The sequence below is a fragment of the Pseudomonas sp. SWRI92 genome, from assembly GCF_014268685.1.
GTDB classification, from domain to species: domain Bacteria; phylum Pseudomonadota; class Gammaproteobacteria; order Pseudomonadales; family Pseudomonadaceae; genus Aquipseudomonas; species Aquipseudomonas marvdashtae.
Window position 1 is genome coordinate 34,309 of record NZ_JABWQY010000024.1, and the last position, 21,154, is coordinate 55,462.

Here is a 21,154-nt window from a genome sequence, read left to right on the forward strand (position 1 = left end):
ATCAATCGATCAGATCAGAAAGAGTGCGGTTTCCCCCTCCCTACGCTAACCTGCGGCCATGTTTTACGAGGTCGACTATGCACATCCATATTCTCGGTATTTGCGGCACTTTCATGGGTTCGATGGCGGTCCTGGCCAAGGAGCTGGGCCATCACGTGACCGGTTCCGACGCCAACGTCTACCCGCCGATGAGCACGCAACTTGAAGCCCAGGGCATCGAGCTGACCCAAGGTTATGACCCGGCGCAGTTGGACCCGGCGCCGGACCTGGTGGTGATCGGCAATGCCATGTCCCGTGGCAACCCGGCGGTGGAATACGTGCTCAACAAAGGCCTGCCGTACGTGTCCGGGCCGCAGTGGCTGGCCGATCATGTGTTGCAGGGGCGTTGGGTCCTGGCCGTGGCCGGTACCCACGGCAAGACCACCACCAGCAGCATGCTCGCCTGGGTGTTGGAGCACGCAGGCATGAGCCCTGGCTTCTTGATTGGCGGCGTGCCGCAGAACTTCTCGGTGTCGGCACGCCTGGGCGGTACGCCGTTCTTCGTGATCGAGGCCGATGAATACGACAGCGCGTTCTTCGACAAGCGTTCGAAATTCGTCCACTACCGTCCGCGTACGGCGATCTTGAACAACCTGGAGTTCGATCACGCCGACATCTTCCCTGATCTGCCGGCCATCGAGCGGCAATTCCACCATTTGGTCCGCACGATTCCAAGCGAAGGCCTGGTCATCCATCCGACCACCGAGCCTGCTCTGCAGCGCGTCATCGAAATGGGTTGCTGGACCCCGGTGCAGACCACCGGCGCGGGCGGCCAATGGCAGGTGAAGTTGCTCAAGGATGACGGCTCGGAGTTCGAAGTGATGTTCGAGGGCCAATCCCAAGGCGTGGTCGAGTGGGACATGACCGGCCAACACAACGTCGCCAACGCCCTGGCCACCTTGGCGGCAGCACGGCATGTCGGCGTCGTGCCCTCCATGGGCGTTGCCGCGTTGAGCGCCTTCAAAAGCGTAAAACGGCGGATGGAGAAAGTCGCCGAGGTCAACGGCATCACCATCTATGACGACTTCGCTCACCACCCGACGGCCATCGCCACCACCCTTGACGGTTTGCGCAAGCGCATCGGCGACGCGCCGCTGATTGCCATCATCGAGCCGCGCTCCAACTCCATGAAGCTCGGCGCGCACCGTGATGGCCTGCCGGAAAGCGTGGTCGATGCCGATCAGGTCATCTGGTACGCACCGGCCAACCTCGGTTGGGACCTCGGCGCGATCGCCGCGCTGTGCACGGTGCCGTCGATTGTCAGCGATTCCCTGGAAGGCATTATCGAGCGGGTGAAAAGCCAGGCCCAGCCCGGCACTCACGTGGTGATCATGAGCAACGGCGGCTTCGGCGGCCTGCACGGCAAACTCGCCGAGGCGCTGAAATGAGCACTCTTTTGCAGGACGGCGGCCCGGAGCGCATCACGCTGGCAATGACCGGTGCGTCCGGCGCCCAGTATGGCTTGCGCTTGCTCGATTGCCTGGTGCGCGAAGACCGCGAGGTGCACTTCCTGATCTCCAAGGCCGCGCAATTGGTGATGGCCACCGAGACTGACGTGACCCTGCCACCCAAGACGCAGATGATGCAGGCCTTCCTCACCGAATATACCGGTGCGGCGGCGGGGCAGATTCGCGTGTACGGCAAGGAAGACTGGATGTCGCCGGTGGCTTCGGGTTCCGGTGCGCCGGCGGCCATGGTGGTGGTGCCGTGTTCCACCGGGACGCTGTCGGCCATTGCCACCGGGGCTTGCAACAACCTGATCGAGCGCGCCGCGGACGTCACGCTCAAGGAGCGCCGCCAGTTGATCCTCGTACCGCGGGAAGCGCCGTATTCGAGCATTCACCTTGAGTACATGCTCAAGCTGTCGAACATGGGCGTGACCATCCTGCCGGCCTCGCCGGGCTTCTATCACCAGCCGCAAACCATCGACGACTTGATCGATTTCGTGGTCGCGCGGATTCTCAATCTGCTGAACATCCCCCAGGACATGTTGCCGCGCTGGGGTGAGCATCATTTGAGCAGTGATGAATAAGCTGCTGATCGTGCTGCTGGCGCTGCAACTGACCGGTTGCGCCACCGCCCGCACGCTCGACGCCGCCAAACCGGGTGCGCCGGTGGTATACGCGGGCACGCGCCTGGATCTTTACGCCCTGAACGGTGGTTGCTGCGCCAAGGACCGCTTTGGTGCCGAGGCGCCGAGTTATCCGGGTGTGGATCTTCCGGGCAGTGCGCTGCTCGATACCTTGTTGTTGCCGCTGTCGTTGTTCACGGCATTAGGTGTGGGATTTCAGGCCACGGGTGGGTTGTAGCACCAATTCTGACTTAAAAAGATCTAACTGTGGCGAGGGGATAAATCCCCTCGCCACAGTCCCAGGTGTCATTTCATTTGCCAAGCCTGCGCAACTCATCCGACTCCACCACCCGCACCCCCTCCTCTTCTTCCAGCGCCAGCCGCCACATGGCCCGGGCCAATTGGCAGGCTTCGATGCCGTGGTACTTGCCTGGGATCAGCTTCGACAAAGGCCCGGCCAGTTGCTCGGCCAGTCGCGGTTCGACGCGGTCGCCCAACAACAGGGAAGGGCGGCAGATAGTCAGTTGCGGCCAGTCCTGGGCCTTCAGGGCTTCTTCCATCTCGCCTTTGACCCGGTTGTAGAAAATCGATGACTTCGCATCGGCATTCAAGGCGCTGATCACGATCAGGTGTCGCGCGCCGAGTTCGCGGGCGCGTTTGGCGAAGGCCACCACCAGATCCAGGTCCACCGCCCGGAAGGCTTGTTCGGAGCCGGCTTTCTTGATCGTCGTGCCGAGGCAGCAGAAAGCGATATCGACCGGGCCGGCCAAGCTTGGCAGCACCTCGGCCGGTTCCCCAACCGGATTCTCCAAGTGCGGATGCTCGGCCAGAGGCCGGCGGGAAGGCGCCAGTACCCGAGTAATGGTCGGCTCGTTGAGCAGCCGGTCCAGTAGATGTTCCCCGGTCAACCCGGTCGCGCCGGCGAGCAAAACATGCTGAGGCGTCAAGTACATAGTGTTTCCCCCTTGATACGGTTCAGCTTAGTTGCTCTTTTTACCCTCGTCGTTCAGTGCAGCACTTTGCAATGCTTTTCGCGCCTGTTGTTTGCGCAGCAATTGCCAGTGGGACAATACGGTCCGGGGCGCCCAGATCTGCGGCTCCGAGGCTTCGAAGTTGTCCGCCTGCTCCCGTTCGGCAACGATGCCCTTGGCGAGCTTGAAGGCTTGTTCCAGGTCGTCGGTCTGGTTCAGCGCCTGGGCGAACAGGGCGTCGCCGAAGTAGGTGAAGTTGGCTTCTTCGGAACAGCCAAAAGACACCCGGTCGGCCCGGGACGCGGTCATGACCAGCGTGCGCTCATTTTTCAGGGCCGGGATGAAACCGCCGGAATAACAGGCTGAAATCACCACGATCTTGTCGCGATTCTTCAGCGGCGCCAGGACCACGGCCAGTTCATCGGCGGGCAGGTCGGCCAGTTCCATGCGTGGTTGATCGAGCACCAATTCATGCTCGCTGGTGCCGTGGCTGGTCAGGTAGATGAAGATCAGGTCTTCCGGGCCGCTGCGCTCGGCCAGGGTAGCGGCGGCACGGCGCAGGCTTTCACGGCTGGCCATGGGCCGATCGCCGAGGTGATCGCGGTGGTTCACCAGTCGGATCTGGCCAAATGCGTTGAAACGGCTGGCGAGCATGTTGGCGACGTAGTCGGATTCGCGCAGGAACACGCTTTGCTTGCCGTCGCCGCCCAGGGTCAAGCTGTACAGTTCCACGGCCGGGGTCGAGGCCGGGATGTTGGCGAGGGCATCGTCCAGCAGCCGGCCTTGGGCCAGGACGCCGAGTTCCAGGACGTCCGGCAGCAGCTTGCCGTCGGCGTCGCGTATCCGCTGGCCGTTGGCCCAGGTGCCGCTTTGCACAGTGCCGTCGGTCAGCACCAGGGTGCCGCGCCCGTGGTAGCTGTCGCCTTCGAACTGGCCGATGTAGAAGCTGCCGTCGGGCAGGTTGAGGCGGCCCTCACCGGTGAAGCGCCATTCATTGAAGCGGCCGAGGTAATGGCTGCCGTCGGCGCCAATCAACTCGCCCTTGCCGGTCAGCGCGCCGTCCTTGAACTGACCGATCCAGACGTCGCCATCGGCATTTTCGTAGCGGCCACGACCGTTGAGTTGGTTGTTCCTGAAGCCGCCGACATAAACGTCGCCATCGGCGCTGTTGAAGGTGCCCTTGCCCTGGAGCTGGCCGTCGACGAAGTGCCCGGTGAATTGGTTGCCGCTGGCATCGAAGCGCTGGCCTTCGCCGTTGGGCTTGCCGTTGGCGAAGGGGCCCTGGTATTGGCTGCCGTCGTCGAGCTCCAGGCGTCCGAGACCGGAGTAGCGGTCGGCCTTGAACTCGCCCCGGTAGGTCATGCCGTTTTCCTTGAGCGTCCCTTCGCCGTCCCGCCGGCCCAGCTTGAAGCTGCCGGTGTAGCTGCTGGTCGGTGTAGTCAGGCTGCCCTGGCCGTGGAACAGGCCTTGCTGGAACTGGCCGCGATAGACTTCGCCATTGCTGCCATGCCATTCCCCGGTGCCATGCCACTGGCCTTTGTCGAATTGGCCGGCGTACCAGCTGCCGTTGGGGTAATCGATGCGGCCCTGGCCTTGCAAGAGCCCATCCACCAGATCGCCGCGATAGCGCCCGCCGTCGGGCAGGCGCGCATCGGGGGGCAACAGCGATTCGCCGTCGCCACAAGCGGTGAGCAATAGGGCCAGAGTCAGGGGGACAAGTGCGCGCATAACCGGATCCAAGTAATCAGGCGAGGAGTATGCCGCAGCTATGCGCGTTGAAGCGATGCGAAACTGCATGAGCGGTTTCGCGACCGCGGGGGTTTACACGAAGCAGAGCGACAGCGGCTCGGCAATGTAGGCCGGTTTGTCCGACCCTTCGATTTCCAGGGTGGCGATGGCCTTGAGCAGCCATTGGCCGGGCTTTTTCTCGGTGACTTCCACCAGGTCGACCTTGAGGCGGACCTTGGAGTCGACTTTTACCGGTTGGATGAAACGCACGCTGTCCAGCCCGTAGTTGACGACCATTTTCACGCCCTCGGGCAGGATCAGGATGTCTTCCATCAATTTGGGCATCAGTGACAGCGACAGGAACCCGTGGGCGATGGTGCTGCCGAACGGGGTCTGCGCGGCCTTGACCGGGTCGACATGGATGAACTGGAAGTCGCCGGTGGCTTCGGCGAACAGGTTGATGCGGTCCTGGTCGATGGTCAGCCAGTCGGAACGTCCAAGTTCCTTGCCGACATAATCTTTGAGCGCTGTTACGGGAACGTAGGGCATTGAGACTCTCCTTGGTTCATCTGTCCTGCTTTTTTGGAACGGGGATCTGCGCCCCCGAGAACCACTGTAGATCAACATGGCGCGCCGGGAAGGTCATCGACCATGCTTTTTACGAATGCCGAACCATAGCGCCGGCGTGCTTATAATGCCGGCGCATTCTTTGAGTAAGTGTTGCAGGGGAGAGAGCGGATGTTGTTACGGGGCCTGACCTGGCTGGTGCTGTTCCAATTGCTGGGCACCGCCTTGAATCATTTGTTCCTGCCAATCCTGCCGGGGCCGATCATTGGCCTGCTGCTGTTGCTGGGCTACCTGATCATCCGCGGAGAAGTCAGCGAGCCGTTAAACCTGGCCGCCAGCAGCCTGTTGCGTTATCTGCCGTTGCTGCTGGTGCCGCCGGCGGTGGGGGTGATGGTGTACGCGCGGGCGATTGCCGCCGACTTCTGGGCGATTGTCGGTGCACTGGTGTTGTCCTTGATCCTGTCCGTGGCGTTGACGGGCGTGCTGATGCAGCGCCTGTCCCGGCGTCACAGTGTCGAGCCGGAGGACGCCCAATGATGTTCGACTGGCAGGGCGCCTGGACTTCGGTGATTCATCATCCACTGTTCGGCATCGGCATTACCCTGGGCGCTTATCAACTGGTCTTGGCGGCGTTCGAAAAGACCCGCTGGGTGTTCCTGCAACCGGTATTGATGTCGATGCTGCTGTTGATCGCTGTGCTGGTCGGCTGCGGCATCAGTTACGCGGAGTACCGCAAGAGCACAGAAATTCTCAGCATTCTGCTGGGTCCGGCCACGGTGGCGCTCGCGGTGCCGTTGTATTTGAACCTGCGGCGAATCCGTCAATTGTTCTGGCCGATTTTTACTACGCTGGTGATAGGCGGGGTGTTCGCCACCGGTTCTGCGGTGGTACTGGGCTGGGCCTTCGGCGCCGAACACATGATTCTGATGACCATGGCGCCCAAGTCCGTGACCTCGCCGATCGCCATGCTGGTGGCCGAGCAGATCGGCGGCGTGGCGGCGATGGCGGCGGTGTTCGTGTTGATCACGGGCGTGCTCGGGGCGATTTTGGGCCCGAGCATTTTGACCCGGCTGGGTGTCCACAGTCCTGAGGCCCGTGGCATGGCCCTGGGCCTGACCGCCCATGCGGTGGGTACGTCGGTGGCGTTGCAGGAAAGCGAGGAGTCGGGTGCCTTCGCGGCACTGGCGATGAGTCTGATGGGCGTGGCCACGGCGGTGTTGCTGCCGCTGGTGGTGTCGATGACTGTTTAAGGAATGGGTTATGAGCTTGCCGCTGTTCCCGTTGAACACCGTACTGTTCCCTGGTTGCACTCTCGATCTGCAGATATTCGAGGCGCGTTACCTGGACATGATCGGGCGCTGCATGAAAAAGGGCGAAGGCTTCGGCGTGGTCTGCATCCTCGACGGCGAGGAGGTTGGAATCGCGCCGGACGGCTATGCGCGGGTAGGTTGTGAAGCGCTGATCACCGATTTTTCCCAGCAAGAGAATGGCCTGCTGGGTATTCGCGTGCAGGGCGGACGACGATTCCTAGTGCACAGCAGCTGCGTCCAGGCCGATCAACTCACCGTGGCAGAGGTCGAGTGGCTCGAGGACGAGCCGGAACAACCGCTACAGGATGAAGACGCCGATCTGGTCGCCTTGCTCAAGGCCCTGGCCGAACACCCCATGGTCGAAGCGCTGAACATGGGCACCGAAGCGACCGGCCAGCAATCGCTGGCCAATCAACTGGCCTATCTGCTGCCGTTCAACGAACTGGACAAGATCGACCTGCTGCAACTCGACGATCCCCAGCAGCGCCTGGATGCGATCCAGGCCTTGCTCGATGAATTGCAGGGCGAACTGTTCGCCTGACACGACTGCGCCGATGCATCAATAGGCATACCGCAACATCGCGTGCGGCAGATGCCGCAGGGCGAAGAAGCTGAACGCCGCCATCAGTGCCGGGAGCACCAGCCACCAGACTTTTGGCGACATGGCGCGAAGCGGCTCCTGGCGCTGGCTCAACCACAGGACCGCGGCGCAGACGGTGGCGGCGAGCATGGCGCCGGCGACAACGTCGCTCGGCCAATGGGCGCCGAGGTACACCCGCGACAAGGCAATGGCCAGCGCCGGCAACGAGGCGAGTAACAGCCAGGTCAGGCGCAGGCGTGGCGGTTGGCCGCGCCCGGCCAGTATCGCCAGGGCCAGGAACAGCGCAAAGGCGCCGGAGGCGTGGCCGCTGGGCATGCTGTAGCTGGTCAATGGCTCGCTCAGGATTTCAGGGCGCACGCGGGCGAAGAACAGCTTGAAGCCAGTGTTGGCCAGGGCGGTGAGCAGCATTGTGCCGCCGGCAAAGATTGCCTGCCGCCATTGTCGTGCCACCAGCAGCAACCCGGTCACCAGGCTGCAGACAATCAACATGTAGCGGAATTCGCCGATCAGCGTGAAGGTCACGGCGATCTCGTCCAGTGTCGCGCTGCGATGTTCCTGGACCAGGGCGATCAGGCCTTGGTCGAACGCCGTCAGGTAGCGAAAACCGATAAACAGGCCGATCAGGATCGCCAGGCCAACCACCGCGATGATCGCCGAGGCGTGGCGATGGCGACGCAGGCTGCTGTTGACGCTGAGTCCAAGCATCACGGCGATGCTGCCGATGACGACACCGGCCTGTGGCCAGAAACCTTCGGGCAGCGGCAGGCGGAACGCCGCTCCGGTGGCCCAGCCCGGCAGCAGGTACGCCACGGTCCAGCCTGCCGCCGCTACCAGGCTGACAGCGGCGAAGCGCAGGAACGGCATGTCGCACATCCCGGCCACCATCGGCAGCATTGGCCGCAGCGGCCCGATAAAGCGCCCCACCAGCAGGCTGGCGATGCCGTAGCGTTGGAAGTAGCTCTCCGCCGCGCTCATCCATTCCGGATGTTGCCGCAGCCCCGGCAGGCGCCGGATGTTCTGGTGGAAATGCCGGCCGAGCAAGTACGACACTAGATCCCCGAGCAGTCCCCCTAGCAGGCCCAGCAGCAACGTTTCGCCCAGGGACAACGCGCCGCTGCCGGCCAGCACCGCAATCGCGAACAACAGCACCGTGCCCGGTACGATCAGCCCGGCGATGGCCAGGCATTCCACGCAAGCGACGACGAACACCGCCACCGCCAGCCATTGCGGATTTACAGTCAGCCAGCCGGTAATGCTATCGAGCCATGGGCCCATAAAGACAACTCCATTGTTATTCAAGCGGCATGCAATTTTTGTCAGGGAGCGGTGCTGCGTTCAGGCAAGCAAAAAATAATCACGGCCCTCGACCTGGCCGCGCCGCAACGGATTGCGGGTGCACCACGGCGCGTAGGCGGCATCGACGAAGCGGTAGAGCAGGTGTTCGTCCCGTCCCAATGGGATGCCCAAACGAGTGGTCTGGATCACATTGACCGTCGGCACGCCCACATCTTCCACCAGCAACCGTTCGGGGTCGAAGCGCTTCGCGTCCCAGTCCGGCACTTTCAGTCCCAGCGCCTTGCACAGCAAGGTCTGTCCTGCACAAAGCTTTTGCGGTGTGCGTGGTCGACCCTGGGCGTCGGGGTTGTTGAGCAGCATCTGCGCCAGGCTCGCCGGGCCGCTGATGGCGTCGACCCAGGGATACGCCGATTTGATCAATACCGCGTTGCCCGGGCCCTGGGCGCTGAAGTTCAGCGAATCGCCGCCGCGGGCGTAGTACATATAGATGTGGCCGCCATCCAGAAACAAAGCCCTGCGTTTTTCCGTATAGCCCAGGGAGGCATGGCTGCCTTTCTCTGCGAAGTAATACGCTTCGGTCTCGATGATTCGCGCGCCGAGCCACACGTCACCGACTTTGTGGCGAATGACTTTGCCCAGCAGATCCTGGGCGAGTACTTGGGCGTCGCGATCAAAAAAAGCGTGGGGCAAGGCAATGGGCGCGGTTGGCGAATCGGTCATGGCGAGGAACGGAGTAGGGCCAAAGATAGCGCGATGATAACAACGCAAAGCTTAATTACCGCTGAACATTCGCGGGAATACCTGCGAATAGTGCCGGTTTTGCTCCTCCGCCGGTCACCGCTGCGAGTCCATGCTGTTAGTCGAGGGTTACGACAGCTATAATCTGCCGCTTTCCTCTTTGCCAAGACCACACAGACCATGACTGAGTCCGTTCTTGACTACATGACCCGCCTGGGTCGCGCCGCCCGCGAAGCGTCGCGCATCATCGGCCGTGCCAGCACCGCGCAGAAAAACCGCGCCCTGCAGGCCGCCGCCAATGCGCTGGACGCCGCGCGCGCCGAGTTGTCCGCCGCCAACGAACTGGACCTGGCCGCTGGCCGGGCCAATGGTCTGGAGCCGGCGATGCTCGAGCGCCTGGCGCTGACTCCGGCGCGTATCGACGGCATGATCGTCGGTCTGCGTCAGGTCGCGGCACTGCCGGACCCGGTCGGGGCGATCCGCGACATGAGCTATCGGCCGTCGGGTATCCAGGTCGGCAAGATGCGCGTACCCCTGGGCGTGGTCGGGATCATCTACGAGTCGCGGCCAAACGTGACCATCGACGCCGCGAGCCTGTGCCTTAAGTCCGGTAACGCGACCATCCTGCGCGGTGGCTCCGAGGCGATTCATTCCAACCGCGCCATCGCCGCCTGCATCCAGCGCGGCCTGGCTGAAGCCGATCTGCCGGCGGCAGTGGTGCAAGTGGTAGAAACCACCGATCGCGCGGCAGTCGGCGCGTTGATCACCATGCCTGAATTCGTCGACGTCATCGTGCCGCGCGGCGGCAAGGGGCTGATCGAACGGGTCAGCCGCGACGCCCGTGTGCCGGTGATCAAGCACCTGGACGGCATCTGCCACGTCTACGTCAGTGCCCACGCCGAGCTGCCGAAAGCCCAGCGCATCGCCTTCAACGCCAAGACTTATCGTTATGGCATCTGCGGTGCGATGGAGACCCTGCTGGTGGACCAGGCTGTCGCCAAGGATTTCCTGCCGTCGATGGCCGCCCAGTTCCGCGAAAAAGGCGTCGAGCTGCGCGGCTGCGAGCGGACCCGGACGATCATCGACGCGGCGGTCGCCACCGAGGAAGACTGGAACACCGAGTACCTGGCGCCGATCCTGTCGATCCGCGTGGTCGACGGGCTCGACCAGGCGATCGAGCACATCAATCGCCATGGCTCCCACCACACCGACTCCATCGTCAGCGAACACCAGGGCGAAACCCGGCGTTTCGTGGCCGAAGTGGACTCGGCGTCGGTGATGATCAACACCCCGACTTGCTTCGCCGATGGCTTCGAGTATGGATTGGGTGCCGAGATCGGCATTTCTACTGATAAGCTGCACGCCCGCGGCCCGGTGGGCCTCGAGGGCCTGACGTGCGAAAAGTACATTGTGGTCGGTGACGGCCAGCTGCGCGGCCAGGAGCCGGTCTGACTTGGGCGATCTCGACCCACTGGCCTCTATGACTACGACGGCGCCAAAGCGCATCGGTATCCTGGGCGGCACGTTCGACCCGGTGCACATCGGTCATCTGCGCGGTGCACTGGAAGTCGCCGATGCCCTGGGCCTCGATGAGCTGCGCCTGACGCCAAGCGCCCGGCCACCTCATCGGGATACGCCGCAGGTGTCGGCGCAAGACCGCCTGGCGATGGTCGAGTGCGCGGTGGCCGGTGTGGCGCCGTTGGTGGTGGACGCCCGCGAATTGCAGCGGGACAAGCCGTCCTACACCATTGATACCCTGGAGCTGATGCGCGCCGAACTGGCCGCCGATGCCCAGGTTTTCCTGCTTCTGGGCTGGGACGCATTTTGCGGCCTGCCCACTTGGCATCGCTGGGAAGAGTTGCTCCAGCATTGCCACATCCTGGTGCTGCAACGCCCGGATGCCGACAGCGAACCGCCGGATGCCTTGCGCAACCTGTTGGCGGCGCGCTCGGTGAGCGACCCGCTGGCCCTCAAGGGGCCGAGCGGACAGATTGCATTCGTCTGGCAGACACCGCTCGCGGTATCCGCCACCCAGATCCGTCAACTGCTGGCCAGCGGTAAGTCGGTACGTTTCCTGGTGCCCGACGCGGTCCTGGCCTACATCGATGCGCACGGTCTGTACCGTGCGTCGAACTGAACAAGGTGTGCTTCGCCGACACGAATCAACGTGTACCGAAGTGCCCGAACATGAGCAAAACGAGTTTTATATGACTGACAAAGACCTGAACAAAGTAAAGCGCAAGGGCACCTTCAAGAGCGCCCCGCTGCCGGTAGAGGCGCATACCGGCGTGGTGCTGGCTGGCGAAGAGCTGGTCAAGGTGGCCGTGGCGGCCCTGGAAGACGTCAAGGCCCAGGACATCCAGGTGATCGACGTTCGTGAAAAGCAGAGCATCACCGACTACATGATCATCGCCACCGGTACCTCCAATCGCCAGATCGGCGCGATGCTCGACAAGGTCCGCGAAGCGGTCAAGGCCCAGGGCGTCAAGCCGTTGGGCGAAGAAGGCAAGGGCGACAGCGACTGGGTCCTGTTGGACATGGACGACGTCATCGTGCACATGATGACCGCCTCGGCGCGCCAGTTCTATGACCTGGAACGCCTGTGGGCAGGCGCCGAGCAGAGCCGTTCGGCCAGCGCCGCGCACCACAGCCCGGAAAACCCCCATGAGCACTTCACCAAGCTCAACAAAGACCAGCAATAAGGGATCGCTGTGCGACTGCGCCTGATCGCCGTCGGTTCTCGCATGCCCAAGTGGGTGGAAGAAGGCTGGCATGAATATGCCAAGCGTCTTCCGTCCGAGCTGGCCTTGGAACTGGTGGAAATTCCGCTCAATACCCGTGGCAAGAACGCTGACGTGGCGCGCTTCATCCGCCAGGAAGGCGAAGCCATGCTGGCCAAGGTCGGGCCGAACGAGCGGATCGTCACCCTCGAAGTCCATGGCAAGCCCTGGAGCACCGAGCAGTTGGCAGTCGAGCTCGATCGCTGGCGGCTGGATGCGCGCACGGTCAATTTCATGGTTGGCGGCCCGGAAGGGCTGGCGCCGGAAGTCTGTGCCCGTGCCGATCAACGCTGGTCCTTGTCGCCCCTGACGTTGCCGCACCCGCTGGTGCGGATCCTGATCGGTGAACAGTTGTATCGTGCCTGGACAGTCCTGTCCGGGCACCCTTATCACAAGTAATCCTGCCCTCATGCCCCAGCCGATTCGCATCAAGGACCACGAAAAAGACGCCCGCCTGGTGCGGGGCCGCGTCGTGTTCGGTGCTATTGCGGTAGTCACGCTGATCGGCGTGCTGATCGCGCGGCTGTATTTCCTCCAGGTGATCCAGTACGAGTACCACTCGACCCTGTCGGAAAGTAACCGTGTACATGTTCAGCCGATTCCGCCGACACGCGGGCTGATTTTCGACCGCAATGGCGTGGTGGTGGCCGACAACCGGCCCAGCTTCAGCCTGAGCATGACCCGCGAGCGCTCCGGTGACTGGCAGCAGGTGCTCGACGTGATCGTCGAGGTGTTGCAACTGACGCCCGAGGATCGGGCGATCTTCGAAAAGCGCATGCGCCAGGGCCGGCGTCCCTTCGAGCCGGTGCCGATCATGTTCGAGCTGACCGAAGAACAGATCGCCCTGATCGCCGTGAACCAGTTCCGCCTGCCGGGCGTCGAGGTGGTGGCGCAACTGGTGCGGCATTATCCCCAAGGGCCGCACTTCGCCCATTCGGTCGGCTACATGGGACGGATCAACGAAAAAGAGCTCAAGACGCTCGATCCGGTCAACTACAGCGGCACTCACCATATCGGCAAGACCGGCATCGAGCGTTTCTACGAAGCCGAGCTGCACGGCCAGGTGGGTTACGAGGAAGTCGAGACCAACGCCCGCGGCCGCGTGCTGCGAGTGCTCAAGCGCACCGACCCGATTCCCGGCAAGGACATTGTCCTGAGCCTGGACATCAAATTGCAGGAAGCCGCCGAAGCAGCGCTGGGCGGACGGCGTGGCGCGGTGGTTGCCTTGGACCCCAATACCGGCGAAGTCCTGGCGATGGTCAGCCAGCCGAGTTTCGACCCGAACCTGTTCGTCACCGGCATCAGCTTCAAGGCCTACGCCGAGCTGCGCGATTCCATCGACCGGCCGCTGTTCAACCGTGTGTTGCGCGGGCTCTATCCGCCGGGCTCGACCATCAAGCCGGCCGTGGCGATTGCCGGGCTGGACGCTGGCGTTGTGACTGCGTCGAGCCGGGTCTACGACCCGGGTTACTACCAATTGCCGAACTACGACCACAAGTACCGTAACTGGAACCGCACCGGTGACGGCTACGTGGACCTGGAAACGGCGATCATGCGTTCCAACGACACCTACTTCTACGACCTGGCCCACAAGCTGGGGATCGACCGGTTGTCGTCCTATATGAACAAGTTCGGCCTCGGTCAGAAGGTGTCCCTGGACATGTTCGAGGAATCCCCTGGCCTGATGCCGTCGCGGGAATGGAAACGGGCGACTCGCCGCCAGGCCTGGTTCCCCGGCGAAACCCTGATCCTGGGGATCGGCCAGGGCTACATGCAGGCAACGCCCTTGCAACTGGCCCAGGCCACGGCCCTGGTGGCGAGCAAGGGCAAGTGGTATCGCCCGCACCTGGCCAAGACCATTGAAGGCCAGAAACCGGTGGACCCGGACCCGGTGCCGGACATCATCCTGCGCAACCCGTCGGACTGGCAGAAGGTCAACATCGGCATGCAGCAGGTGATGCATGGCGCCCGGGGCACCGCGCGCAAGGCGGCCATTGGCGCGCAATATCGCATCGCCGGCAAGAGCGGCACGGCCCAGGTCGTGGCGATCAAGCAGGGCGAGAAATATGACCGCTCCAAGGTTCAGGAGCGCCATCGTGACCACGCCTTGTTCGTCGGCTTCGCGCCGGCCGAAAATCCCAAGATCGTTGTGTCGGTGATGGTCGAGAACGGTGAGTCCGGTTCTGGTGTCGCCGCGCCGGTGGTGCGCCAGATCATGGACGCCTGGCTGCTGGATGAGCACGGTCAGCTCAAGCCCGAATACGCAAGCCCCACCACTGCGGAGGCTACGGCCCGTGAAGAATAATTTCGACCGCATCCTGTCCAGCGAAGACGTGATGCGCCGCCGCGCCACTTTGCTGCAACGCATGCACATCGACGGGCCGTTGCTGATCCTGCTGCTGACGCTGGCCGCCGGCAGCCTGTTCGTGCTGTATTCGGCCAGTGGCAAGAGCTGGGACCTGCTGGCCAAACAGGCCACCTCGTTCGGCATCGGCCTGGTATCGATGATCGTCATCGCGCAGCTCGAACCACGGTTCATGGCGCGCTGGGTGCCGCTGGCCTATGTCGTAGGCGTGGGTTTGCTGGTGGTGGTGGACATCATGGGCCACAACGCCATGGGCGCCACCCGCTGGATCAACATTCCCGGGGTGATCCGTTTCCAGCCCTCGGAATTCCTCAAGATCATCATGCCGGCGACCATCGCCTGGTACCTGGCCAAACGTTCCTTGCCGCCGCAGCTCAAGCATGTGTGCGTCAGCCTGTTGCTGATCGGCATCCCGTTTATCCTGATCGTCCGCCAACCGGACCTCGGCACCTCGCTGCTGATCCTGGCCGGCGGCGCCTTCGTGCTGTTCATGGGCGGGCTGCGCTGGCGCTGGATCCTCAGCGTGATCGCCGCCGCCGTGCCGGTGTCGGTGGCCATGTGGTATTTCGTTATGCACGACTACCAGAAGCAGCGCGTGCTGACCTTCCTCGATCCGGAAAGCGATCCGCTGGGCACCGGCTGGAACATCATCCAGTCCAAGGCCGCCATCGGTTCCGGCGGGGTGTTTGGCAAGGGTTGGCTGATGGGCACCCAGTCGCACCTGGACTTTTTGCCAGAAAGCCACACCGATTTCATCATCGCGGTGATGGGCGAAGAGTTCGGCCTGGTGGGCATTTGTGTGCTGCTGCTGATCTATTTGCTGCTGATCGGCCGGGGGCTGGTGATTACCGCCCAGGCGCAGACGTTGTTCGGCAAATTGCTGGCGGGCAGCCTGACCATGACGTTTTTTGTTTATGTTTTCGTCAATATCGGTATGGTCAGTGGCCTGCTGCCGGTCGTGGGGGTGCCGTTGCCATTCATTAGCTACGGAGGAACTTCGCTGGTGACACTACTGTCAGCGTTTGGGGTTTTGATGTCGATTCATACGCACCGCAAGTGGATCGCACAGGTTTGAATAAGGTGAAGAGTTCAATGCAAGCAATGCGTGGCTGGTCGACGCGATATGCGCCGTGGGTCGGCCTGGTCGGCTTCCTGGGCTGCGCGCCGCAGGCCCTGGCCGGCGAATACGAGGGCTCGCCGCAGGTGGCCGAGTTCGTCGGTGAAATGACCCGTGACTACGGTTTCGCCGGTGAACAGCTGATGGGCGTGTTCCGCGAGGCCGAGCGCAAGCAATCGATCCTCGACGCGATTTCCCGGCCCGCCGAGCGCGTCAAACAGTGGAGCGAGTACCGGCCGATGTTCATCACCGAGGCGCGGATCGCCCGGGGCGTGGACTTCTGGCGCCAGCATGAGGCGGCCCTGGCCCGCGCCGAGCAGGAATATGGCGTGCCGGCCCAGGTCATCGTGTCCATCATCGGCGTCGAAACCTTCTTTGGCCGCAACACCGGCAATTTCCGCGTGGTCGACGCACTGTCGACCCTGGGCTTCGATTACCCGCCGCGCGCCGAGTTCTTCCGCAAGGAGCTGCGCGAGTTCCTGCTGCTGGCCCGCGAAGAGCAGGTCGATCCGCTGACCCTCAAGGGATCCTACGCAGGCGCCATGGGCCTGCCGCAATTCATGCCCAGCAGTTTCCGCGCCTACGCGGTGGACTTCGACGGCGACGGCCACATCAATATCTGGACCAACCCGACCGATGCCATCGGCAGCGTCGCCAGCTATTTCAAGCGTCACGGCTGGGAGGCTGGCCAGCCTGTGGTCAGCCGCGCCGACGTGCGTGGCGAGCAGGTGGACGAGGGCTTGACCGAAGGTATCGAGCCGACGAAAACCGTCGGGGAGTTGCGAGCGCTGGGCTGGTCGAGTCATGATGCGCTGCGTGACGACATGCCGGTCACCGCGATGCGCCTTGAAGGCGAGCAGGGCCCTGAATATTGGATGGGCCTGAAGAATTTCTACGCGATTACGCGTTATAACCGCAGCGTGATGTACGCCATGGCCGTACATCAACTGTCTGAAGAGCTGGTCAAAGCACGGGGCGTCAAATAATGCGGGCATTGCCTACCTATCAACCCCTGAAAGCCAGGCCCCTCAAGCTGGTGGCATTGGCGGCGCTGTCGTTGTTGGTCGTCAGTTGTTCGACCAGTCGCGCACCGACCCAGAAAACCCCCACCACCGCCGTGCGCGCCACGCCGGGCCTGGACATCAACCGGGCCCACAAGGACGGCGCGCCGTGGTGGGACGTTGATGTCTCGCGCATTCCCGACGCGACGCCGACGCTGCACACCGGTCCCTACAAGGCCAATCCGTATACGGTGCTGGGCAAGACCTATTTCCCGATCGCCGAATCCAAGCGCTACGTCGCTTCGGGCACGGCGTCCTGGTACGGCACCAAGTTCCACGGCCAGAACACCGCCAATGGCGAGGTGTACGACCTGTACGGCATGAGCGCGGCCCACAAGACCTTGCCGCTGCCCAGTTATGTACGGGTGACCAACCTGGACAACAACAAGACGGTGATCCTGCGGGTGAACGACCGTGGGCCGTTTTATTCCGATCGCATCATCGACTTGTCGTACGCGGCGGCGAAAAAGCTCGGTTACGCTGAAACCGGCACTGCGCGGGTCAAGGTCGAAGGTATCGATCCCCAGGAATGGTGGGCCCAGCGTGGCCGTCCGGCGCCTTTGATGCTCAACGAGCCGAAAGTGGCGCAAAATGCCGCGCCGACCCTGACGGCCTCCACCGGCACGGTCGAGCAATGGACCCCGCCGCCGCAGCAACATGCCGCGGCCGTGGTGCCTGTGCAGGTCGACGCAAAAAAAAACGCTTCTGCAACAGCGTCTGGCCAGTATCTGCAAGTGGGCGCGTTCGCCAACCCGGACGCTGCAGAGCTGCTCCGATCGAAGCTGAGTTCGATGGTCAGCGCGCCGGTGTTCATCAGCTCGATCGTGCGCAACCAGCAGACACTGCATCGGGTGCGCCTGGGGCCGATCGGTTCTCCGGGTGAAGTCCAGCAGGTACAGAACAGCGTGCGCCTGGCCAATCTCGGTTCGCCGAGCCTGGTCACCGCCGAGTAACTGATTGAAAGCCCGCTGCGGTTGGAGCGGGTCAGGTTGTTGGCTCCATGAATAACAAAAGCCCGGCAAGGGTTGTGAGTGAGCAACTTAAATACGCGGCAGCTCCTTAATGAGTTGCCTGTTTTAGTTCTGCCTTCGGGCAGTTCCATTAGCGATTTCGAGAGACGGATGAACATCACCACCTTTGCCAAGCGCCTTTGCCTGCTAGTCCCGCTGCTTCTTTCACCGGCCGCGTTCGCGGTCGAGATGATGCCTGCGCCCCCTCAATTGGCCGCCAAATCCTTTGTGCTCATGGATGCCAGCAGCGGCGAGGTCCTGGTAGAGAACAACGGTGACCAGCGCCTGCCACCGGCCAGCCTGACCAAGCTGATGACCGCGTACATCGCGACCCTGGAGATCCGTCGTGGCCAGATCGGTGAAAACGATCCGGTGACCGTCAGCGAAAACGCCTGGCGCACCGGCGGTTCGCGGATGTTCATCAAGGTCGGTTCGCAAGTGACCGTCAGCGACCTGCTGCACGGCATCATCATCCAGTCCGGCAACGACGCCAGCGTCGCCCTGGCCGAGCACATCGCCGGCAGCGAAGATGCGTTCGCCGACATGATGAACAAGACTGTCGCCGACCTCGGCATGACCAACAGCCACTTCATGAACCCGACCGGCCTGCCGAACCCGGAACACTATTCTTCGGCTCACGACATGGCACTGCTGGCGCGGGCGATCATCCACGAAGACCCGGCGCACTACGCCATTTATTCCCAGAAGGAATTCTTCTGGAACGGCATCAAGCAGCCTAACCGCAACCTGCTGCTGTGGCGCGACAAGACCGTCGATGGCCTGAAGACCGGCCACACCGAAGAGGCCGGCTACTGCATGGTGTCCTCGGCTGTCCGTGACGGTATGCGCCTGATCGCCGTGGTGTTCGGCACCAACAGCGAAGTGGCTCGCGCCGCCGAGACCCAGAAGCTGCTGACCTACGGTTTCCGCTTCTTCGAAACCCAGACCTTCTATCAGAAGGGCACCGAACTGGCTCAGGCCCAGGTCTGGAAAGGCGCCACCAACCAGGTGAAGGCCGGCCTGGCCCAGGACCTGACCATGACCTTGCCGAAAGGCCAGCTCAAGAAGCTCGCCGCCAGCATGACCATGAACCCGCATCTGACCGCGCCGATCGCCAAGGGCGACGTCATCGGCAAGGTCGAAGTCAAACTGGACGACAAAGTGGTGCACAGCGCCGACCTGATCGCGCTGGACGCGGTCGAGGAAGGTGGTATCTTCCGCCGCATGTGGGATAGCATCCGTCTATTCTTCTACGGCTTGTTCAACTGATTCGAGTGTTGACCTGCATGGCCCCGTTCCTTTCCGGCACGGGGCCATGTTCGTTACCACGGCTTGCGAGGCCGTTACGCCATGACAGACGAAGTAAAGGCGCCAAAGATCGAATTTCCCTGCGCGGATTATCCGATCAAAGTAATCGGCGACACCGGTGTGGGTTTCAAGGACAGGATCATCGAGATCCTTGAGAAGCACGCCACCGTTGACCACAAGACCCTGGCCGAGCGCCAGAGTACCAACGGCAAGTACACGACGATCCAGTTGCACATCATTGCCACTGGCCAGGAACAGCTCTACGACATCAACAGCGAGCTGCGAGCGACCGGTTTCGTGCACATGGTGTTGTGATGCCGGGCACGCTGGGCTTTCGCGAGCTGGGCACCATGGTTTACGAGCCGGTCTGGCATGCCATGCAGCGCTTCACCAACGAACGCGGCACCACCGCCGGCGATGAAGTCTGGCTGGTCGAGCACCCGTCGGTGTTCACCCAGGGCCAGGCTGGCAAGGCCGAGCACCTGTTATTGCCAGGGGATATCCCGGTGGTGAAGGTCGACCGGGGCGGACAGGTGACTTACCATGGCCCCGGCCAGTTGGTTGCCTATCTGCTGCTGGACGTGCGCAAGCTGGGGTTCGGCGTGCGCGAGTTGGTCACCCGCATGGAAACGTGCCTGATTGACTTGCTCGCCAGCTACGGTGTGAGCGCGGCGGCCAAGCCGGATGCACCAGGCGTGTACGTCGACGGGGCGAAGATCGCCTCGCTGGGCTTGCGCATCCGCCATGGCTGTTCGTTCCACGGCCTGGCGTTGAACGTGGACATGGACCTTGAGCCGTTTCGACGGATTAATCCCTGTGGCTACGCAGGGCTGGCGATGACCCAGCTGCGCGATCACACAGGATCGATTGAATTTGCCGAGGTAAGTGCCCGGCTGCGTGCGCAGCTCGTCAAACACCTCGACTATGCTGAGCAGACGACCCTCACGGGCGGAATCGACTGATATGACTACTGATGCAGTGCAAACCATGATCCCGACGCTGGACGTCACCGAACGTCCGGCCCCGCGTGCCAAGGTAGAGGCCGGCGTCAAGCTGCGCGGCGCCGAGAAGGTTGCACGCATTCCGGTCAAGATCATCCCGACCACTGAACTGCCAAAGAAACCCGACTGGATCCGCGTGCGCATCCCGGTTTCCCCGGAAGTCGACCGGATCAAGGCCCTGCTGCGCAAGCACAAGCTGCACAGCGTCTGCGAAGAAGCCTCCTGCCCGAACCTGGGCGAGTGCTTCTCCGGCGGCACCGCGACCTTCATGATCATGGGCGACATCTGCACCCGTCGCTGCCCGTTCTGCGACGTCGGCCACGGTCGTCCGAAGCCACTGGACACCAATGAGCCGCAAAGCCTGGCCATCGCCATCGCCGACTTGAAGCTCAAGTACGTGGTCATCACCTCGGTGGATCGCGACGACCTGCGTGACGGCGGTGCCCAGCACTTTGCCGACTGCATCCGCGAGATCCGCAAGCTGTCGCCAAACGTCCAGTTGGAAACCCTGGTGCCCGATTACCGTGGCCGCATGGACATCGCCCTGGAAATCACCGCGGCCGAGCCGCCGGATGTGTTCAACCACAACCTGGAAACCGTGCCACGCCTGTACAAGGCCGCGCGCCCCGGTTCGGACTACCAGTGGTCGCTGACCCTGCTGCAACGCTTCAAGCAGATGATGCCGCACATTCCGACCAAGTCCGGCTTGATGCTGGGCCTGGGTGAAACCGACGAGGAAGTCATCGAGGTCATGAAGCGCATGCGCGAGCATGACATCGACATGCTGACCCTGGGCCAATACCTGCAACCGTCCCGTAGCCACTTGCCGGTGCAGCGTTTCGTGCACCCGGACACCTTCGCCTGGTTCGCTGAGGAAGGCTACAAGATGGGCTTCAAGAACGTTGCGTCCGGTCCGCTGGTACGGTCTTCGTACCATGCTGATGAGCAGGCGAAACTGGTCAAGGCAGAGCTGTTGGGTTCCTGATCGGTACCCAAATGCAACAATGACTGCAGGGCTCATCGGCGGCCCGTAGCGGTTCACTTATGGAAAAGGCGCTTCTCCTGAAAGGGAAAAGCGCCTTTTTTGCGTGCGCCAGGCATGGCGCGTTGCGCGTAAGCGCAACCAGCTTGGCTGTGGTGGCCACGCTGGTGACTTGGAGGTGCAAGTCCTCTACACACCCGGCAAGGGGA

General features: G+C 62.6%; 23 protein-coding genes. 18 read left to right on the forward strand and 5 right to left on the reverse strand.

Translation table 11 applies throughout. The features are described from left to right. Window positions 1-77: 77 nt before the first annotated feature. Genes mpl through HU762_RS25060 form a run of 3 tightly spaced genes read left to right on the forward strand, consistent with a single transcriptional unit; the run spans window position 78 to window position 2,348 of the window. Window positions 78-1,427, forward strand: coding sequence for a UDP-N-acetylmuramate:L-alanyl-gamma-D-glutamyl-meso-diaminopimelate ligase (gene mpl, locus HU762_RS25050; protein ID WP_186641448.1), 1,350 nt, complete (start codon window positions 78-80; stop codon window positions 1,425-1,427). After that, on the forward strand, window positions 1,424-2,071 hold the full coding sequence (gene ubiX / locus HU762_RS25055) for a flavin prenyltransferase UbiX (RefSeq protein WP_186641451.1): 648 nt from the start codon (window positions 1,424-1,426) through the stop codon (window positions 2,069-2,071). The genes mpl and ubiX overlap by 4 nt, the downstream gene beginning before the upstream one ends. Next, window positions 2,064-2,348 (forward strand): YceK/YidQ family lipoprotein, encoded by a 285-nt coding sequence (locus HU762_RS25060; RefSeq protein WP_186641454.1) that lies wholly within the window; start codon window positions 2,064-2,066, stop codon window positions 2,346-2,348. The genes ubiX and HU762_RS25060 overlap by 8 nt, the downstream gene beginning before the upstream one ends. A 73-nt stretch (window positions 2,349-2,421) precedes the next feature. On the opposite strand, the gene HU762_RS25065 is transcribed toward HU762_RS25060, so the two are convergent. From HU762_RS25065 to HU762_RS25075, 3 genes are all read right to left on the reverse strand, one after another. After that, window positions 2,422-3,063, reverse strand: coding sequence for an NAD(P)H-binding protein (locus tag HU762_RS25065; RefSeq protein ID WP_186641456.1), 642 nt, complete (start codon window positions 3,061-3,063; stop codon window positions 2,422-2,424). Window positions 3,064-3,090: 27 nt separating this feature from the next. After that, the gene (locus tag HU762_RS25070) at window positions 3,091-4,809 is read right to left on the reverse strand and encodes a C13 family peptidase (RefSeq protein ID WP_186641466.1); all 1,719 of its coding nucleotides are present in this window, start codon (window positions 4,807-4,809) and stop codon (window positions 3,091-3,093) included. Between the two features lie 93 nt (window positions 4,810-4,902). Beyond that, on the reverse strand, window positions 4,903-5,358 hold the full coding sequence (locus HU762_RS25075) for a MaoC family dehydratase (protein WP_186641468.1): 456 nt from the start codon (window positions 5,356-5,358) through the stop codon (window positions 4,903-4,905). 189 nt (window positions 5,359-5,547) lie between these two features. Between HU762_RS25075 and HU762_RS25080 the strand changes: the two genes are divergently transcribed. From HU762_RS25080 to HU762_RS25090, 3 genes are read left to right on the forward strand one after another with little or no spacing between them, the layout of a single operon-like run. Beyond that, window positions 5,548-5,913, forward strand: a complete 366-nt coding sequence (locus HU762_RS25080; protein WP_186641470.1) for a CidA/LrgA family protein — start codon at window positions 5,548-5,550, stop codon at window positions 5,911-5,913. Further along, entirely contained in the window at window positions 5,910-6,626 is a 717-nt protein-coding gene (locus HU762_RS25085; RefSeq protein ID WP_186613720.1) for an LrgB family protein, read from the forward strand. The genes HU762_RS25080 and HU762_RS25085 overlap by 4 nt, the downstream gene beginning before the upstream one ends. A gap of 10 nt (window positions 6,627-6,636) precedes the next feature. Next, window positions 6,637-7,227 carry an LON peptidase substrate-binding domain-containing protein gene (locus HU762_RS25090; RefSeq protein ID WP_186641477.1) on the forward strand — a complete coding sequence of 197 codons (591 nt, stop codon included), beginning with the start codon at window positions 6,637-6,639 and terminating at the stop codon, window positions 7,225-7,227. 18 nt (window positions 7,228-7,245) lie between these two features. Here the strand turns inward: HU762_RS25090 and HU762_RS25095 are convergent, their stop codons facing one another. Further along, a complete protein-coding gene (locus tag HU762_RS25095; RefSeq protein ID WP_186641479.1) occupies window positions 7,246-8,562 on the reverse strand; it encodes a bifunctional DedA family/phosphatase PAP2 family protein in 1,317 nt (438 codons plus the stop codon). Between the two features lie 60 nt (window positions 8,563-8,622). After that, window positions 8,623-9,303, reverse strand: coding sequence for a DNA-3-methyladenine glycosylase (locus HU762_RS25100; RefSeq protein WP_186641481.1), 681 nt, complete (start codon window positions 9,301-9,303; stop codon window positions 8,623-8,625). A 198-nt stretch (window positions 9,304-9,501) separates the two neighbouring features. Between HU762_RS25100 and HU762_RS25105 the strand changes: the two genes are divergently transcribed. The 12 genes from HU762_RS25105 (at window position 9,502) to lipA (ending at window position 20,948) form a co-directional block, all read left to right on the forward strand. Next, window positions 9,502-10,773 carry a glutamate-5-semialdehyde dehydrogenase gene (locus HU762_RS25105; RefSeq protein ID WP_186613712.1) on the forward strand — a complete coding sequence of 424 codons (1,272 nt, stop codon included), beginning with the start codon at window positions 9,502-9,504 and terminating at the stop codon, window positions 10,771-10,773. 28 nt (window positions 10,774-10,801) lie between these two features. After that, complete coding sequence (gene nadD / locus HU762_RS25110) at window positions 10,802-11,458, forward strand: nicotinate-nucleotide adenylyltransferase (RefSeq protein ID WP_186641497.1); 657 nt, start codon at window positions 10,802-10,804, stop codon at window positions 11,456-11,458. 70 nt (window positions 11,459-11,528) lie between these two features. Then, window positions 11,529-12,023 carry a ribosome silencing factor gene (rsfS, locus tag HU762_RS25115; protein WP_186613710.1) on the forward strand — a complete coding sequence of 165 codons (495 nt, stop codon included), beginning with the start codon at window positions 11,529-11,531 and terminating at the stop codon, window positions 12,021-12,023. A gap of 9 nt (window positions 12,024-12,032) precedes the next feature. Then, window positions 12,033-12,500 (forward strand): 23S rRNA (pseudouridine(1915)-N(3))-methyltransferase RlmH, encoded by a 468-nt coding sequence (gene rlmH, locus HU762_RS25120; RefSeq protein ID WP_047229490.1) that lies wholly within the window; start codon window positions 12,033-12,035, stop codon window positions 12,498-12,500. A 10-nt stretch (window positions 12,501-12,510) separates the two neighbouring features. Next, the gene (gene mrdA, locus HU762_RS25125) at window positions 12,511-14,406 is read left to right on the forward strand and encodes a penicillin-binding protein 2 (protein ID WP_186641483.1); all 1,896 of its coding nucleotides are present in this window, start codon (window positions 12,511-12,513) and stop codon (window positions 14,404-14,406) included. Between the two features lie 31 nt (window positions 14,407-14,437). After that, complete coding sequence (rodA, locus tag HU762_RS25130) at window positions 14,438-15,541, forward strand: rod shape-determining protein RodA (protein WP_186641499.1); 1,104 nt, start codon at window positions 14,438-14,440, stop codon at window positions 15,539-15,541. 17 nt (window positions 15,542-15,558) lie between these two features. Then, on the forward strand, window positions 15,559-16,569 hold the full coding sequence (gene mltB, locus HU762_RS25135; protein WP_186641485.1) for a lytic murein transglycosylase B: 1,011 nt from the start codon (window positions 15,559-15,561) through the stop codon (window positions 16,567-16,569). Next, window positions 16,569-17,597, forward strand: coding sequence for a septal ring lytic transglycosylase RlpA family protein (locus HU762_RS25140; RefSeq protein ID WP_186641487.1), 1,029 nt, complete (start codon window positions 16,569-16,571; stop codon window positions 17,595-17,597). Before mltB ends, HU762_RS25140 begins: the two co-directional genes overlap by 1 nt. A gap of 168 nt (window positions 17,598-17,765) precedes the next feature. After that, window positions 17,766-18,923 (forward strand): D-alanyl-D-alanine carboxypeptidase family protein, encoded by a 1,158-nt coding sequence (locus HU762_RS25145; protein ID WP_186641489.1) that lies wholly within the window; start codon window positions 17,766-17,768, stop codon window positions 18,921-18,923. Between the two features lie 81 nt (window positions 18,924-19,004). Further along, complete coding sequence (locus HU762_RS25150; RefSeq protein WP_186641491.1) at window positions 19,005-19,277, forward strand: DUF493 domain-containing protein; 273 nt, start codon at window positions 19,005-19,007, stop codon at window positions 19,275-19,277. Next, window positions 19,277-19,924: a lipoyl(octanoyl) transferase LipB gene (gene lipB, locus HU762_RS25155; RefSeq protein ID WP_186641493.1), complete on the forward strand. Its 648-nt coding sequence runs from the start codon at window positions 19,277-19,279 to the stop codon at window positions 19,922-19,924. The genes HU762_RS25150 and lipB overlap by 1 nt, the downstream gene beginning before the upstream one ends. Window positions 19,925-19,949: 25 nt before the next feature. Further along, window positions 19,950-20,948: a lipoyl synthase gene (gene lipA / locus HU762_RS25160; protein ID WP_186613785.1), complete on the forward strand. Its 999-nt coding sequence runs from the start codon at window positions 19,950-19,952 to the stop codon at window positions 20,946-20,948. Window positions 20,949-21,154 lie beyond the last annotated feature (206 nt).